Below are 14,626 nucleotides of genomic sequence, written 5' to 3' on the forward strand. Positions count from 1 at the left end.
CTTTGTCGCCAGCGTACTGGCTGGCGACAAGCAGCTTGGACAGGATCTCGCCGTTATGACTGATACCCAGACTTCACCCGACACCACCGCTGAAAAAGACGCACCGCCAGCGGTCGAGCTGCCATGGGCGGATGTCCACGTCGAGCACCACAAGATGCTCCGCCTGGCGCCGTTGCAGACCGACCGCAACACCGGCGGGCGGCCGTTGCGCTTCGTCGAATTCGGTTACGCCGAGCGCAACAGCAAGGAACACAGCCTGATGCGCATGTCGATCAAACTGCCGGCGCAGCGTGTGCGCAAGGAACAGAATCAGCTCGACGTGTGGGTCGACCACAAGACCAAACGCGTGCATTTCGGCCCGGACAGCGGTTTGCAGATCGAACCGTTGAACCGTGGCATCGGCCGCTTCATGGCCGCCCAGGGCATCAACTGGGCGAAAAAACGCTGGCCCACCTACACCGTCGACGGCATGGACTTGAACAACAAGGACGCGCTGAACGAAGACACACGCCTGCGCCGCGATCACTTTCTGCGCGTGCATGGCTTTGATGTGGTTTACGCCGACGCCCAGCATTTGAAGGGCAGCGTCAAGGAAGTCCAGGTCGGGGATTTGCTGGGCGACTGGAACAGCGAAAAGCTGCAGATCGTCGAGATTCTCGAAGCCGCGCAGATGTTGCAGCAGGCCGAGCAGAACCTGGCCGAGCAGGAAGTGAAGCTGAAGAAACAGGAAGACAAGGTCAGCAAGTTCAAGCGTGAAGACGCGGGTTTGCGCTTCACCATTACGTGTCTGGTGGCATTTGCAGTGTTCCAGGCCGGCTTGCTGATCTGGATTGCCACGCACCGCTAAGCCAATGATCGTTCCCACCGAGGTGGGAACGATCGGTTCAGGTCAGACGCGGGAAGCGAACAGAGCCTGATGATCGCGGCACTGTTCAGCAGTCAGCATGAACACGCCATGTCCGCCGCGCTGGAATTCCAGCCACGCAAAATCGACTTCCGGGTACAGCGCTTCGACGTGGACCTGGCTGTTGCCCACCTCGACGATCAGCAAACCTTTCTCGGTCAGGTGATCCGCCGCTTCGGCGAGCATCCGGCGCACCAGATTCAAACCATCGTCGCCGCAGGCCAGGCCCAGCTCTGGCTCGTGCTGGTATTCGTCCGGCATGTCGGCGAAATCTTCCGCATCGACGTAGGGCGGGTTCGATACGATCAGGTCGAAACGTTGACCCGGCAGGCCATCAAAACCATCGCCCTGCACGGTGAACACGCGCTCATCGACGCCATGGCGCTCGATGTTCTGGTTCGCCACTTCCAGCGCTTCGAACGACAGGTCTGCCAGCACCACTTCGGCATTCTGGAACTCGTAGGCGCAGGCGATGCCGATGCAACCGGAGCCGGTGCACAGGTCAAGAATTCGCGCTGGCTCGTCGCCGATCCACGGTGCAAAACGGTTTTCGATCAACTCGCCAATTGGCGAACGCGGGATCAGTACACGCTCATCGACGATGAACGACATGCCGCAGAACCACGCCTCGCCCAGCAAGTAAGCGGTCGGAATGCGTTCTTCGATGCGGCGCTTGAGCAGGCGTTGCAGGTTGACCAGTTCGTCGTCTTCCAGCGCGCAGTCCAGATAGCTGTCGGCGATTTCCCATGGCAGATGCAAGGCACCGAGCACTAGCTGCCGGGCTTCGTCCCAGGCATTGTCGGTGCCATGGCCGAAAAACAGATCCTCCCCATGGAAGCGGCTGACGGCCCAACGGATGTGGTCGCGCAGGGTACGAAGTCGGGAAGTGATCACGGGGCAGAACTCCAGAAAAAACGACTGGCGATTCTAGCAGCCAAAACGCGCCACGACGACGCAGGAAAAATCCCGGGGCGACGGTAGGAGTGTTCCGAATTCCTTATCGGCTATTGAACAGAACGTGTAACTTGACGAGGCTGCAGGCCAGTAACGACGGTGCCTACGATGGTAGCGATTCACAGAACCGCTCAGCCAGAGGACAATGTCGCAAAAGCCCCACCCCAAGGAGCCCCAGAATGTCCGTTCCAAAAACGATGTTTCAACTCAGCGGTCGCGGTTACGCAGCGGCCACGTTGAGCCATGCCACCGTGGTCATCATCGATGCCCAGAAAGAGTACCTCAGCGGCCCGCTGGCCCTGAGCGGCATGGACGCGGCTGTCGCGAACATCAAACAACTGGTTGCCGCCGCCCGCGCAGCCGGCCGTCCGATCGTGCACGTACGCCACCTCGGCACCGTCGGCGGTCTGTTCGACCCGCAAGGCGAACGCGGCGAATTCATCCCCGGCCTGGAACCCCAGGGCGATGAAACCATCATCGGCAAACTGCTGCCGAGCGCTTTCCACGGCACCGAACTCTACGATCGCCTGCAAACCCTCGGCTCGCTCGACCTGATCGTCTGCGGTTTCATGAGCCACTCCAGCGTCAGCACCACCGTGCGCGCGGCGAAGAACCTGGGTTTCCGTTGCACCCTGGTCGAAGACGCCTGTGCCACTCGTGACCTGCCGTTCAAGGGTCGCGTGCTCAGTGCGGAACAGGTTCAGGAGGCGGAAATGGCGATCATGGCCGACAACTTCGCCACCCTCGCGCTGACCAATGACCTGATCTGATCGACCGCCAATGAGCGGCTCAGCCCGCCGCTCATCCGCAAAAGCCTCGCATTTGCTTCAATTACCCTAGCCTCAGGAACAACCCGGTCAACTCCCGGTCGAAGGGCCGATACCCATTGAGGAAGGTCGGAATGAAGTTATCCGATGGATTTGACGCACGCCGCTTGCGGCCCAAAGGCCAAAGCAACTGGCGTTTTCGATTCGGCGCAGCGATCGCCGCCATTCTGGCGACGTTCGGTGTGCTGTTGGCGATGGCCGGGGCTGCCAGCCTGATCGGGCATCCGCCGGCACTCGGCGACTTGAATGCGACGCCGATGGGCTCGGCGATCATTCTGGCCGTCGGCCTGTTGTTCCTGTATTTCGGCGTGGCCCTGTGGCGTCGTTGCCGGCGTCGTGCACGGCAATCGCGGGAGCTGAACATGTCCCCGCACCTGATGAAAAAACACGACTGAATCGACGGCCTGGCTTTTTGCCGGGCCGTTTTGTGTCTGTTTGGGTAAACTGGCCGCCCTTCGCGGAGGCTGATATGCAAGACGACGATTTTTCCCTGTTCAAAAGTGCGATCCAAGGCGTCAAGCCGATCAAGCACGACCGCGCCGACACCGGCAAACCCAAGACTGACCGCGCACAAATCGCCAAGCTGCGCCAGTCCGCGACCATCCGCACCGAAACCACCACCGTTGACGGTCTGTCCGACCAGTTCGTGATCGACGTCGGGCCGGAAGACGAGCTGATGTGGGCCCGCGACGGCGTGCAGGAAAGCCAGATGCGCAAGCTCAAGATCGGGCAGATCCCGTTCGAAGGCAGCCTCGACCTGCACGGCATGAGCGTCGAAAAGGCCCGGGAAACCCTTTGGGCGTTTCTCGCAGAAGCGACCAGATTCGAAATCCGCTGTGTGCGCGTCACCCACGGCAAGGCTGTGCGGCTGGACGGCAAACGGCCGATGATCAAGAGCCATGTCAACACCTGGCTGCGCCAGCATGCGCAAGTGCTCGGATTCTGCTCGTGCCAGGCCAGACACGGCGGTGCCGGCGCGGTTTACGTGATGCTCAAACGCACCATGATGGAAGGCCGCGACGAATAATCCCGTCACACCGAACTTGCAGGGTCGTGTCCGCCGCCGTACCCTTGCCCTTTGCGAAAATCCCCACAGGTAGTTTCATGTCCCTGGAACAGAATTACACCGCGATTCTCGGCCAACTGGGCGAGGACGTGTCCCGCGAGGGCCTGCTCGACACGCCAAAGCGTGCCGCCAAAGCCATGCAGTACCTCTGCCGCGGTTATGAACAGACGCTCGAAGAGGTCACCAACGGTGCCCTGTTCAGCTCCGACAACAGCGAAATGGTGCTGGTCAAGGACATCGAGCTCTACTCGTTGTGCGAACACCACCTGCTGCCGTTCATCGGCAAGGCCCACGTCGCGTATATCCCGAGCGGCAAAGTGCTGGGCCTGTCGAAAGTCGCGCGGATCGTCGACATGTACGCCCGCCGCCTGCAGATCCAGGAAAACCTCAGCCGCCAGATCGCCGATGCGGTCCAGCAGGTCACCGGCGCGCTGGGCGTGGCCGTGGTGATCGAGGCCAAGCACATGTGCATGATGATGCGCGGTGTGGAGAAACAGAATTCGTCGATGATCACTTCGGTGATGCTCGGTGAGTTCCGCGAAAACGCGGCGACCCGCAGCGAGTTTCTCAGCCTGATCAAGTAACTGATGGCAGAAAAAAACCGGCGTTGATCGCCGGTTTTTTTTCGTCCGTGAAAAATCGGGTAAGCTGCGCGCCTTCTTCAATGTCCCTGTGAGGCTTGTAACGTGTTCGTCAAAGCGCTTCGTGTCGGCCTCGGCCAACTGATCATCTTCGTTGATTTCCTGACCCGCCCGGGCAAGAAGCAGCGCCCCGCCGCTGCTCAGGCCCAGGTCGACGCCGCCGCCAAGGACCTGACCCTGTATCAGTTCCACGCCTGCCCGTTCTGCGTGAAGACCCGCCGCAGCCTGCGTCGCCTGAACGTTCCGGTGGCCCTGAAGGATGCGAAGAACAACGAACAGGATCGCCAGACCCTGCTGGAACAGGGCGGCAAGATCAAGGTGCCGTGCCTGCGCATCGAAGAGAACGGCCAGACCACCTGGATGTATGAGTCCAACACGATCATCGAATACCTGAACAAGCGGTTCGCCGCAGCCTGAACCAAAAAAAACCGGCCTGATGGCCGGTTTTTTCATGCGGCCTGTGCGGCCTGTGCCTGGCGCACCACTTCTGCCAGACGTTTGAGGCCTTCGTCCAGGCGGGCCGGATCGATGTGACTGAAGTTCAGGCGCAGATGACCGTGATTGCGATCCGGCTCGGGGAAGAACGGTTCGCCCGGCATGAACGCCACATCGTTGGCCAGCGCAGTGTTCAGCAGCGTGCGCGTGTCCAGCGGCTGTTTAAGGGTCAGCCAGAAAAACAGCCCGCCCTGCGGCGTATTCCAGTCCGCCAGATCGGCGAAGTGCGTTTCCAGCGCCGCTTGAAAGGCATCACGGCGCTGACGGTAGAAGCCGCGCAATTCACTCAAGTGCTGCTGATATTTCTCACTGCCGATCCACTGCAACGCCTGCCATTGGCCGATGCGGTTGGTGTGCAGATCTGCCGACTGCTTGAGTTTGAGCAAATGCGGGAACAGATCCGGGCTGGCGATCAGGTAGCCGACACGCAGGCCCGGCAACAGGGTTTTCGACACGGTGCCGGTGTAGATCCAGCTGGATTTTTTCAGACGCCCGGCAATCGGCTGGGCGCTGCCGCCGTCGAAGGTCAGTTCGCGGTAAGGCTCGTCTTCGATCAGGGTCACGCCAAACTCGTCGAGCAGCGCCGCAACTGCTTCGCGCTTGGCTTCGCTGTAGCGCACGGCAGAGGGATTCTGGAACGTCGGGATCAGGTAGATGAACGCTGGACGATGTTGCTCCAGGCGATGACGCAACTGCGCCAGGTTCGGTCCGTCAGCTTCCAGCGGCACGGTCAGGCAATCGGCGCCGAACAGCTGGAAGATCTGCAAGGCCGCCAGATAGGTCGGCGCTTCGAGCAGGATTTCGGTGCCCTTGTCGATGTACAGCTTGGCGGCCAGATCGAGTGTTTGCTGGGAACCACTGACCACCAGTACCTGACTCGCCTCACACGGCAAACCCAACGCCCTTGCCTCTGCCGCCAGCGCTTCGCGCAAGGCTGGCTCGCCTTCGCTCATGCCGTACTGGCCGAGAGACAGCGGCATGTCGGCCCATTCAACCTTCGGCAGCATGGCTTCAGCAGGCAGTCCGCCGGCGAAGGACATCACTTCCGGGCGCTGGGCCGCGGCAAGGATTTCACGGATCAGAGAACTTTTGAGACGCGACACACGTTCGGAAAAAGCCATGGAAGTCACCGCTAGCGAGGCATGGGAAAAATGAGTCAAACTTGTTGACTGAAATTACGTCACCCTCACTGGAAGCGTCAATATGCTTGACCTTAAAAACTGCGCCAGCCAACAACAAGCCATGGAAGCGTTCTTCTTCGGTTATCAGGCCTTTACCGCCAAGGCTGACGAAATGCTCGAGCGTCGCGGCCTGTCCCGCGTGCATCAGCGCATCGTGTTTTTCATCGCGCGTTATCCGAATTTGAGCGTCAAGGAGTTGCTCGCGCTGCTCGGCGTCAGCAAGCAGGCGCTGAATATGCCATTGCGTCAGTTGCAGGAAATGCATCTGGTGGACAGCGTGGCGTCCGAAGAAGACAAACGTAAACGGCTTCTGACGTTGACCGTCGAAGGCGCGAAATTTGAGCAGGCATTGCGCCGCGAGCAGGTGAAATTGCTCGAGCGGGTGTTTGCCGAAGCGGGAGAAACGGCGGTCAACGGCTGGCTGGCGGTGAATATGGCGCTGGGGAAAAACCGCTCGGCCGAGTGATATAGCGCGATCCTCAAAACTTTCGTCTACAAAACCAAAAACAATATTTGCTTTATTTGTACACAAAAGCATAATCCACTGCGTGCGAGTTCCTGACCGCATGGTCAACAAATTCGCGTATGCCTCAAAGGGCCGCTGCCACCCCCTCATAGGGTCCGGCCCTGGAAATAACAATAAAACTCTTGAGGAGTACTCGCTGTGGAAAGCCGCAAATCCGAAGCATCGACGCTGGAACTCTCGCCGCCGTTACGCAATGGCCTGCTGGAGCGCCTCTTTAAACTCAGCTTGCATGGCACCACGGTGAAGACCGAGCTGATCGCCGGTCTGACAACCTTCATCACCATGGCCTACATCATTTTCGTCAACCCGAACATCATGGCCGATGCCGGGATCGATCACGGTGCAGCCTTCGTCGCCACCTGTATCGCCGCCGCGCTGGGCTGCCTGTTGATGGGCCTGTACGCCAACTGGCCGGTGGGCCTGGCGCCGGGCATGGGCCTCAACGCGTTTTTCACCTACACCGTGGTCGGTACCATGGGCTACAACTGGGAAACCGCCCTCGGTGCGGTGTTCGTCTCGGGCGTGCTGTTCATGATCCTGACCTTTTCGCGGATTCGCGAATGGCTGCTCAACAGCATCCCGGTCAGCCTGCGCTTTGCGATGGGTGCCGGTGTGGGTCTGTTCCTCGGGCTGATCGGCCTGAAAACCGCCGGCATCGTCGTCGACAGCCCGGCCACACTGATCAAGCTCGGTTCCCTGCGTGAACCCGGCCCGCTGCTTGCCGCCATCTGCTTCCTGATGATCGCGATCCTCAGCTACCACAAGGTGTTCGGCGCGATCCTCATCAGCATCATCACCGTGACCCTGGCAGGCTGGGGACTGGGCATCGTGCACTACTCAGGCATCATGTCGACTCCGCCAAGCCTGGCGCCGACCTTCATGGCCATGAACGTCGCCGGCGTGTTCAACGTCAGCATGATCAGCGTGGTACTGGCCTTCCTTTTCGTGCACATGTTCGACACCGCCGGCACCCTGATGGGCGTTGCTCAACGCGCCAATCTGGTGGGCGCTGACGGCCGCATCGAAAACCTCTCCCGCGCGATGAAAGCCGACTCCGCCTCCAGCGTTTTCGGTGCAGTCGTCGGTGTTCCACCGGTCACCAGTTACGTGGAAAGCGCCGCGGGCGTAGCCGCTGGTGGTCGGACTGGTCTTACCGCAGTGACCGTGGGTGTGCTATTTATAGCCGCGATGTTCTTTGCTCCGCTGGCCGGCATGATTCCCGCCTATGCAACCGCAGGCGCGCTGATTTATGTAGCGATGCTGATGATGGGCGGCATGGCACACATCGAATGGGACGAAGCGACCGACAGCATTCCGGCCATCGTCACCGCGATCATGATGCCTCTGACCTTCTCGGTCGCCGACGGCATCGCGCTGGGCTTCATTACCTATGTCGCGCTGAAGGCCGGCACCGGTAAGTACAAAGAGATTTCGGTCAGCCTGTGGGTGCTCTGCGCGATCTTCATCGCCAAGTTCATCTTCCTGTAAGCGACACGCGGTTCGAGCGTCAAAACAGCCTCACCCTTGCGGGTGGGGCTTTTGCACATTCTTGATAACGATAAAAAGGAGAAAGTGATGAGTCTGGAAACCTGGCTGCTGTTCAGCGGCGCTGCGCTGGTGGTAATCCTGATTCCGGGGCCACTGTCGTTGCTGATGATCAGCAACAGTCTGAATTACGGTTTGCGCCGTTCCTACCCGGCGTTTCTCGGTGGTGTCAGTGCCTCGATCTGCCTGCTCAGCGCTTCGGCCCTGGGGCTGGGCGCCCTGCTGCTGGCGTCGGAAAAGCTCTTCAGCGCGCTGAAGATCGTCGGTGCGATGTACCTGTTCTACCTCGCCTGGCAGAGCTGGCAGCAATCGCGTCAGCCATCGGTTGGTGCAGAAGTGCCGCAGGCGGCACCGGTTCCACGCTTTCGCGCACTCTTCGGACGTGCATTCATGCTGGGCGCCAGCAATCCGAAAGACATTCTGTTCTTTGCCGCTTTCCTGCCACAGTTCCTCAACGCCGGACAGCCGTTTCTGCCACAACTGCTGGTGATGATTGCGACCTGGACCGTACTGGATCTGCTGTGCAAATTGACCTACGGCCTGGGTGCCCATGGTGCAGCGCGCTACCTGCGCAGCGGCAAGGGCCAGAGCTGGTTCAACCGCATCAGTGCCGGATTGTTCGGTGGCGCGGGCGCCGCTTCGTTGCTGAGCAGCCACTGACATCCGATTGGCATCGTCGCCACTTCCGATCGAAGTGGCGGCGTTACCTCACCACAGACTCTCCCTGGCAAGAAACACCCGGCATCAACTGCGCCATCTGATAGACATATATACCGCACGGTAACGTGCCGGCCTGACGATCATTGAGCACTCCGTCATCTGGACCCAGTGAGCAAAACGATCAATGAGCCCGAAAAAACCGATTCGTCCGAAAACCCCGCCTCCTTCGGATCAAAACGTCCCGATTATCCGCGATACGACGCCTGAAATATCTGTCAGGCAATCGCTTCACACCGAACATCTGCCCCCTGACCAAACCGTCAACCCGCTCACCGGACAAGGCAATCCATCCGCCACCTCCACGCCGTCGACCTTTCAGGTCGCCGATCTGCCCATCGAAACCCACATCGCCCGCGTCGTGAACGAACGCCCGATCTCCGGTTACTTTCTTGCACCTCGGCTGGTGGACAGATTGCCTCAGCCTGACTTTCTGACAGGGTTTCGCAAAGCCGGGCCGCATACCTACGTCGATCTGATCGACGGCGGAACGGTTCTACTCGGCACTGATTTACAGAGCAATATCAGGGCCCGATTTTCGAGCGAACTCTGGGCTTCCGGCCCCCGACTCGAGCAGGTGGCAGGCACTCTGCAATGGCGCCCGATAGCATCGGACAGTTCCTTGGGCACTGACGCTTCGCAACTCTTTGTCACCCGCGTCGCCATGGCCGATGACGACTCACACGTCATACCGTCCAAACGACCTCGTGTCGCGGATGATGAACAGCTGCACCGTGAAACCGTCGACCCGAACCGAGCGATTGCCAACGCAGAACTGGATGCATTGATCGACCCCTGGAAGACCTGGGGCATCATCGGCCAACTGGACTCACCTGACGACATCAATATCAACGGTGCCCGATACAGGACGCTGCCTCGCGGCCTCGCACCCAACGATCCGATTGTCTATATCAAGCACCCCTACCACCTGATCTACGACTTTGCCACGCTGGACCGGACGCTGCGCACAGACTTTCTGCAGCAACCTCGCGGCGCCATTCGTGTTCCTCCCGGCCATCAGTGGGAAGTCGATCCGACATTGCCATTCCAGAGACCGATGAAGGACACCGTCGCCAACTACTTTCCCGAGTTGTCGGACGTCACTTTGCACAATGTCGCCAAACGCCAATTCATCCTCGCCAATGGCTCCGAGCTGGCGACCGGCACCGGTCTGACCCTGTTGCGGCAAGCGTTCAATGACTGGAAAACCGGCACCGTCAACCCGCGTTCGGAGCTGGTCGATCCACTGCTGATGCTTGAGTCACTGCCGCGATCCGTAACTGAAGGCAACCAGAAGATCGAGCTGCCCGTTGCCAACGTGAGAAACGGCCTGCGTCGTCTGGATTTCGACCCGGTCCGATTTCGGCAGGAATGGAGCTATTTCATGCCGAGCCAATCGGCGGTCGATATAAAGCGCTTCGCGGCGGGGCTCCTGACGCGCAACGGTTACAGCGTTTTCGAACCCAGCGCTGCACAAAGCTTTGCCGCCGTCGTGTTCAAGCGGACAGGGCATGACTCGGTTTTTTTTCTAAGCCTGCACCGCGTCAAGGGCCGCCAGATTCATCAGCCTTTGAATCAGGATCCGAACGCCTCGAATATCAAGCTGATCGATCAGGTCGGGCCGGACGCCGCCCAAGCCGTAGAAGCGGCTCATGCAGTGAACAAGGTGGTCTGGCTCAGAGGGGGCGTGCAAACCTTCGCCCCTCATCCGGATACTTTTTTCATCATCAGGGATGATTACGCCAGGCTTTGAGGCTTCTCAGGCGTGAGGATAAAAAAAGCCCGCAGTGTGAGCGGGCGAAAGACCAAAGAAGCTATATGCGCAGTCGCTTCCCGGTGGAGGCAGCTGCTTGGGGGTCAGCTGCCCCGGTACGTGGAATAGCTGTAAGGCGAGATCAGCAACGGTACGTGGTAGTGATCCTGTTCGGCAGAAATGCCGAACCGCAGCACGACCACGTCCAGGAATGCCGGCTCCGGCAACTGGACGCCACGGGCGCGGTAGTAATCGCCGGCGTGGAACTGAACCTGATAGACACCGGTACGGTAGTCATCGCCTTGCAGCAGCGGCGCATCGACCCGGCCATCGCTGTTGGTAAGCGCACTGGCGACCAATTCCAGGTGCGAACCTTCAACGCGGTACAGCTCGACCTTGATCGAGCTGCCCGGGCAACCGTGTGCAGCGTCCAAAACGTGTGTTGTCAAACGTCCCATTGATTCTGCGCGCCTGCCTGCGTGGAGCAGTCAGACTTCGCGCCTCCCGAAGTCAGTTGAAAAGGAGACCGCACCGTTTCGGAGCACGAAAAGCTGCGGCGAGCGACTGATTAAGACACTTTTCAAAAAAATTGTACACAATAAAAACGACATTTTTCCGCTCACCTCCGCCATCCCGCGATTTCCCAGGGATCTGCCCGATAACCAGGCATTCATTGAACCCTTGAACCATTAGCTGACTGGTCAGGCAGGTTTCTTGCAGGTTCACGCCATTATCAGCAAAAGATGACAGCCGGTGAAAAATGCGAAAATTCAGGCTTACAAATTGAGAATAAAGTTGTATACAATCAGCCCATCGCTGTGACGCCAGCCTGCCATCCAAACTTCAGGGCGCCACACAATCTGTCAACGAATAAGAAGGAAGACTGCAGTGAGCGCTGACTACCCACGCGACCTGATCGGTTACGGCAGTAACCCTCCTCACCCACACTGGCCGGGCAATGCTCGGATCGCCCTGTCGTTCGTGCTCAACTACGAAGAAGGCGGCGAGCGCAACATCCTGCACGGTGACAAAGAATCGGAAGCCTTCCTCTCGGAAATGGTTGCGGCCCAGCCTCTGCAAGGCGCGCGCAACATGAGCATGGAATCGCTTTACGAGTATGGCAGCCGTGCCGGTGTCTGGCGGATCCTGAAACTGTTCAAGGAATTCGACATTCCGCTGACCATCTTCGCCGTGGCCATGGCCGCCCAGCGTCACCCGGACGTGATCCGCGCGATGGTCGAGGCCGGTCACGAGATCTGCAGCCACGGCTACCGCTGGATCGACTACCAGTACATGGACGAAGCCCAGGAACGCGAGCACATGCTCGAAGCGATCCGCATCCTCACCGAACTCACCGGCGAGCGCCCACTGGGCTGGTACACCGGCCGCACCGGCCCGAACACCCGTCGTCTGGTGATGGAAGAAGGTGGTTTCCTCTACGACTGCGACACTTATGACGACGACCTGCCCTACTGGGAACCGAACAACCCGACCGGCAAGCCGCACCTGGTGATCCCGTACACACTGGACACCAACGACATGCGCTTCACTCAGGTCCAGGGCTTCAACAAGGGCGACGATTTCTTCGAATACCTCAAAGACGCGTTCGACGTGCTTTACGCCGAAGGCGCCGAAGCACCGAAGATGCTGTCGATCGGTCTGCACTGCCGTCTGGTGGGCCGTCCGGCGCGTCTGGCTTCGCTCAAGCGCTTTATCGAATACGCTAAAAGTCATGAACAGGTGTGGTTCAGCCGTCGCGTCGACATCGCCCGTCACTGGCACGAAACCCACCCGTACCAAGGGGCTGCCAAATGAGCACCTTTCAAACCCTGAAACCGTCGACCCTGAGCCGCGACGCCTTCGTCAAAGCCTTCGCCGACATCTACGAACATTCGCCATGGGTGGCCGAGAAGGCCTTCGACCTGGGCCAGGACGCGTCGATCGACCAGATCGAAACCCTGCACCAGCGCATGAGCGACATCCTGTTGAGCGCCGATCACGCCAGTCAGCTGGCACTGATCAACGCTCACCCGGACCTGGCCGGCAAAGCTGCCGTCCAGGGCCAGTTGACCGAAGCCAGCACCAATGAACAGGCTGGCGCCGGTATTCACCAATGCACGGCCGAAGAGTTTTCTCGCTTCACCGAGCTGAACGACGCCTACAAGGCCAAGTTCAAGTTTCCCTTCATCATGGCGGTAAAAGGCAGCAACCGGCATCAGATCCTCGCGGCGTTCGAAACGCGCATTCACAACCCGGTCGACACCGAGTTCAAATGCGCGCTGGCGGAGATCAACAAGATTGCCCTGTTCCGTTTACTGACTCTCTAGCAAGCCTGACCCGAGTGAATCAAACGCGGAGAGCACCCAGGGTCTTGCAAGCATCCCAAGCCACTTATTTAAAGGCAGACAAGAAGAATGAAAGCTTACGCCGTACCTTTCGAGAAGTTCGTCAACCTGGCCGATGCCCGTCTGGGCACCAAAATCATTTCGGTCACCGATGACTGGTTCGCAGACGCCAATCGTCTGTTTCAGCCGACCCCGGCCGTGTGGAAGGAGGGCGTGTTCGACGACAACGGCAAGTGGATGGACGGCTGGGAATCCCGCCGCAAGCGCTTCGAAGGCTACGACAGCGCGGTAATCCGCCTGGGCGTACCGGGTTCGATCAAAGGCGTGGACATCGACACTTCATTCTTCACCGGCAACTTCCCGCCATCGGCCTCGCTGGAAGCCTGCTTCCTGGCCTCGGGCGAGCCGGACGAAAACACCCAGTGGACTGAAGTGCTGTCGGCCGTCGAGCTGCAGGGCAACAGCCACCACTACCACGAAATCAGCAACGACAAGGCGTTCAGCCACCTGCGCTTCAACATCTACCCGGATGGCGGCGTGGCCCGTCTGCGTGTGTACGGCATTCCGTTCCGCGACTGGTCCGCTGTTGGCGACAACGAGCAAGTCGACCTGGCTGCAGCCCTCAACGGTGGCCGCGCCCTCGCCTGCTCCGACGAACACTTCGGCCGCATGAGCAACATCCTCAACCCGGGCCGCGGCATCAACATGGGCGACGGCTGGGAAACCGCGCGTCGTCGTACCCCGGGCAATGACTGGGTGATCGTCGCACTGGGTCACCCGGGCGAGATCGAGAAAATCGTCGTCGACACCCTGCACTTCAAGGGCAACTATCCGGACAGCTGCTCGATCCAGGGCGCGTTCGTAAAAGGCGGTACCGACAGCCAGATCGAAACCCAGTCGCTGTTCTGGCGCGAACTGCTGCCGAGCCAGAAGCTGGAAATGCACGCCGAACACACCTTCGTCGAGCAGATCAAGGCACTGGGCCCGATCACCCACATCCGTCTGAACGTGTTCCCGGATGGTGGTGTGAGCCGCCTGCGCCTGTTCGGCAAGGTCGCCAAGTAAGCGTTGAATCCTGTAAGGGGGGAGCTTGCTCCCTCCTCACACAAAGCAGAACCAACAACACAGAATTCGGAAAAGAACAGCATGCGCACATTGACGATTGAACCGCTGACCAAAGAAGCCTTCGCCCCGTTCGGTGACGTGATCGAAACCGACGGCAGCGATCACTTCATGATCAACAACGGTTCGACCATGCGCTTCCACAAACTGGCGACGGTCGAAACCGCTACGCCCGAGGACAACGCGATCATCAGCATCTTCCGCGCCGACGCGCAGGACATGCCGCTGACCGTGAGCATGCTGGAACGCCATCCGCTGGGCAGCCAGGCTTTCATTCCGCTGCTCGGCAACCCCTTTCTGATCGTGGTCGCGCCACTTGGCGATGTACCTGTATCAGGCTTGGTCCGCGCCTTCGTCACCAACGGCAGGCAGGGCATCAATTACCATCGCGGCGTCTGGCACCACCCGGTGCTGACGATCGAAAAGCGGGATGACTTCCTGGTGGTTGATCGCAGTGGCACAGGCAATAACTGCGATGAGCATTTTTTCAAAGAGGATGAGCGTTTGATCCTCGCCCCCCACCAATAAGAGAAGGTCTGATCACTCGACA

General features: G+C 59.5%; 17 protein-coding genes. 14 read left to right on the forward strand and 3 right to left on the reverse strand.

All coding sequences use genetic code 11. From position 1 onward, the window contains the following. Window positions 1-55 precede the first annotated feature (55 nt). Window positions 56-847: a hypothetical protein gene (locus OQ248_RS01690; RefSeq protein WP_096822947.1), complete on the forward strand. Its 792-nt coding sequence runs from the start codon at window positions 56-58 to the stop codon at window positions 845-847. Window positions 848-889: 42 nt separating this feature from the next. On the opposite strand, the gene prmB is transcribed toward OQ248_RS01690, so the two are convergent. Beyond that, window positions 890-1,798 (reverse strand): 50S ribosomal protein L3 N(5)-glutamine methyltransferase, encoded by a 909-nt coding sequence (gene prmB, locus OQ248_RS01695; protein ID WP_085710643.1) that lies wholly within the window; start codon window positions 1,796-1,798, stop codon window positions 890-892. Between the two features lie 239 nt (window positions 1,799-2,037). Here prmB and OQ248_RS01700 point away from each other — a divergent pair, with 239 nt between their 5' ends. The 5 genes from OQ248_RS01700 (at window position 2,038) to OQ248_RS01720 (ending at window position 4,809) form a co-directional block, all read left to right on the forward strand. Beyond that, window positions 2,038-2,628, forward strand: coding sequence for a cysteine hydrolase family protein (locus OQ248_RS01700; RefSeq protein WP_085732351.1), 591 nt, complete (start codon window positions 2,038-2,040; stop codon window positions 2,626-2,628). Window positions 2,629-2,759: 131 nt separating this feature from the next. Further along, window positions 2,760-3,080: a hypothetical protein gene (locus tag OQ248_RS01705; protein ID WP_085732350.1), complete on the forward strand. Its 321-nt coding sequence runs from the start codon at window positions 2,760-2,762 to the stop codon at window positions 3,078-3,080. 74 nt (window positions 3,081-3,154) lie between these two features. Then, window positions 3,155-3,712 (forward strand): Smr/MutS family protein, encoded by a 558-nt coding sequence (locus tag OQ248_RS01710; protein ID WP_265811882.1) that lies wholly within the window; start codon window positions 3,155-3,157, stop codon window positions 3,710-3,712. 77 nt (window positions 3,713-3,789) lie between these two features. Continuing rightward, window positions 3,790-4,335, forward strand: coding sequence for a GTP cyclohydrolase I FolE (gene folE, locus OQ248_RS01715; protein WP_003204506.1), 546 nt, complete (start codon window positions 3,790-3,792; stop codon window positions 4,333-4,335). A gap of 102 nt (window positions 4,336-4,437) precedes the next feature. Next, window positions 4,438-4,809, forward strand: a complete 372-nt coding sequence (locus tag OQ248_RS01720; RefSeq protein ID WP_265811883.1) for a glutathione S-transferase N-terminal domain-containing protein — start codon at window positions 4,438-4,440, stop codon at window positions 4,807-4,809. Window positions 4,810-4,841: 32 nt separating this feature from the next. Here the strand turns inward: OQ248_RS01720 and OQ248_RS01725 are convergent, their stop codons facing one another. After that, entirely contained in the window at window positions 4,842-6,008 is a 1,167-nt protein-coding gene (locus OQ248_RS01725) for a PLP-dependent aminotransferase family protein (protein WP_265811884.1), read from the reverse strand. A gap of 82 nt (window positions 6,009-6,090) precedes the next feature. Here OQ248_RS01725 and OQ248_RS01730 point away from each other — a divergent pair, with 82 nt between their 5' ends. From OQ248_RS01730 to OQ248_RS01745, 4 genes are all read left to right on the forward strand, one after another. Next, a complete protein-coding gene (locus tag OQ248_RS01730; RefSeq protein WP_265811885.1) occupies window positions 6,091-6,534 on the forward strand; it encodes a MarR family transcriptional regulator in 444 nt (147 codons plus the stop codon). A 198-nt stretch (window positions 6,535-6,732) separates the two neighbouring features. Then, on the forward strand, window positions 6,733-8,082 hold the full coding sequence (locus OQ248_RS01735; protein ID WP_248741277.1) for an NCS2 family permease: 1,350 nt from the start codon (window positions 6,733-6,735) through the stop codon (window positions 8,080-8,082). An 87-nt stretch (window positions 8,083-8,169) separates the two neighbouring features. Beyond that, entirely contained in the window at window positions 8,170-8,799 is a 630-nt protein-coding gene (locus tag OQ248_RS01740) for a LysE family translocator (RefSeq protein WP_265811886.1), read from the forward strand. A gap of 184 nt (window positions 8,800-8,983) precedes the next feature. Next, window positions 8,984-10,609, forward strand: a complete 1,626-nt coding sequence (locus OQ248_RS01745) for a hypothetical protein (RefSeq protein WP_265811887.1) — start codon at window positions 8,984-8,986, stop codon at window positions 10,607-10,609. Between the two features lie 104 nt (window positions 10,610-10,713). On the opposite strand, the gene uraH is transcribed toward OQ248_RS01745, so the two are convergent. Then, entirely contained in the window at window positions 10,714-11,067 is a 354-nt protein-coding gene (gene uraH, locus OQ248_RS01750) for a hydroxyisourate hydrolase (protein ID WP_011333195.1), read from the reverse strand. A gap of 430 nt (window positions 11,068-11,497) precedes the next feature. On the opposite strand from uraH, the gene puuE reads away from it, so the two are divergent. The 4 genes from puuE to OQ248_RS01770 all read left to right on the forward strand — a co-directional run bounded on the left by puuE (window position 11,498) and on the right by OQ248_RS01770 (window position 14,604). Further along, window positions 11,498-12,424 carry an allantoinase PuuE gene (gene puuE, locus OQ248_RS01755; RefSeq protein WP_007960032.1) on the forward strand — a complete coding sequence of 309 codons (927 nt, stop codon included), beginning with the start codon at window positions 11,498-11,500 and terminating at the stop codon, window positions 12,422-12,424. Beyond that, entirely contained in the window at window positions 12,421-12,936 is a 516-nt protein-coding gene (gene uraD, locus OQ248_RS01760) for a 2-oxo-4-hydroxy-4-carboxy-5-ureidoimidazoline decarboxylase (RefSeq protein WP_085710634.1), read from the forward strand. The genes puuE and uraD overlap by 4 nt, the downstream gene beginning before the upstream one ends. Window positions 12,937-13,023: 87 nt before the next feature. Then, window positions 13,024-14,019 (forward strand): allantoicase, encoded by a 996-nt coding sequence (alc, locus tag OQ248_RS01765; RefSeq protein ID WP_085710633.1) that lies wholly within the window; start codon window positions 13,024-13,026, stop codon window positions 14,017-14,019. Window positions 14,020-14,100: 81 nt separating this feature from the next. Further along, window positions 14,101-14,604 carry an ureidoglycolate lyase gene (locus OQ248_RS01770; protein ID WP_027613342.1) on the forward strand — a complete coding sequence of 168 codons (504 nt, stop codon included), beginning with the start codon at window positions 14,101-14,103 and terminating at the stop codon, window positions 14,602-14,604. Window positions 14,605-14,626: the final 22 nt, after the last annotated feature.

Source organism: Pseudomonas sp. COW5 (assembly GCF_026240005.1).
GTDB lineage: Bacteria > Pseudomonadota > Gammaproteobacteria > Pseudomonadales > Pseudomonadaceae > Aquipseudomonas > Aquipseudomonas kribbensis.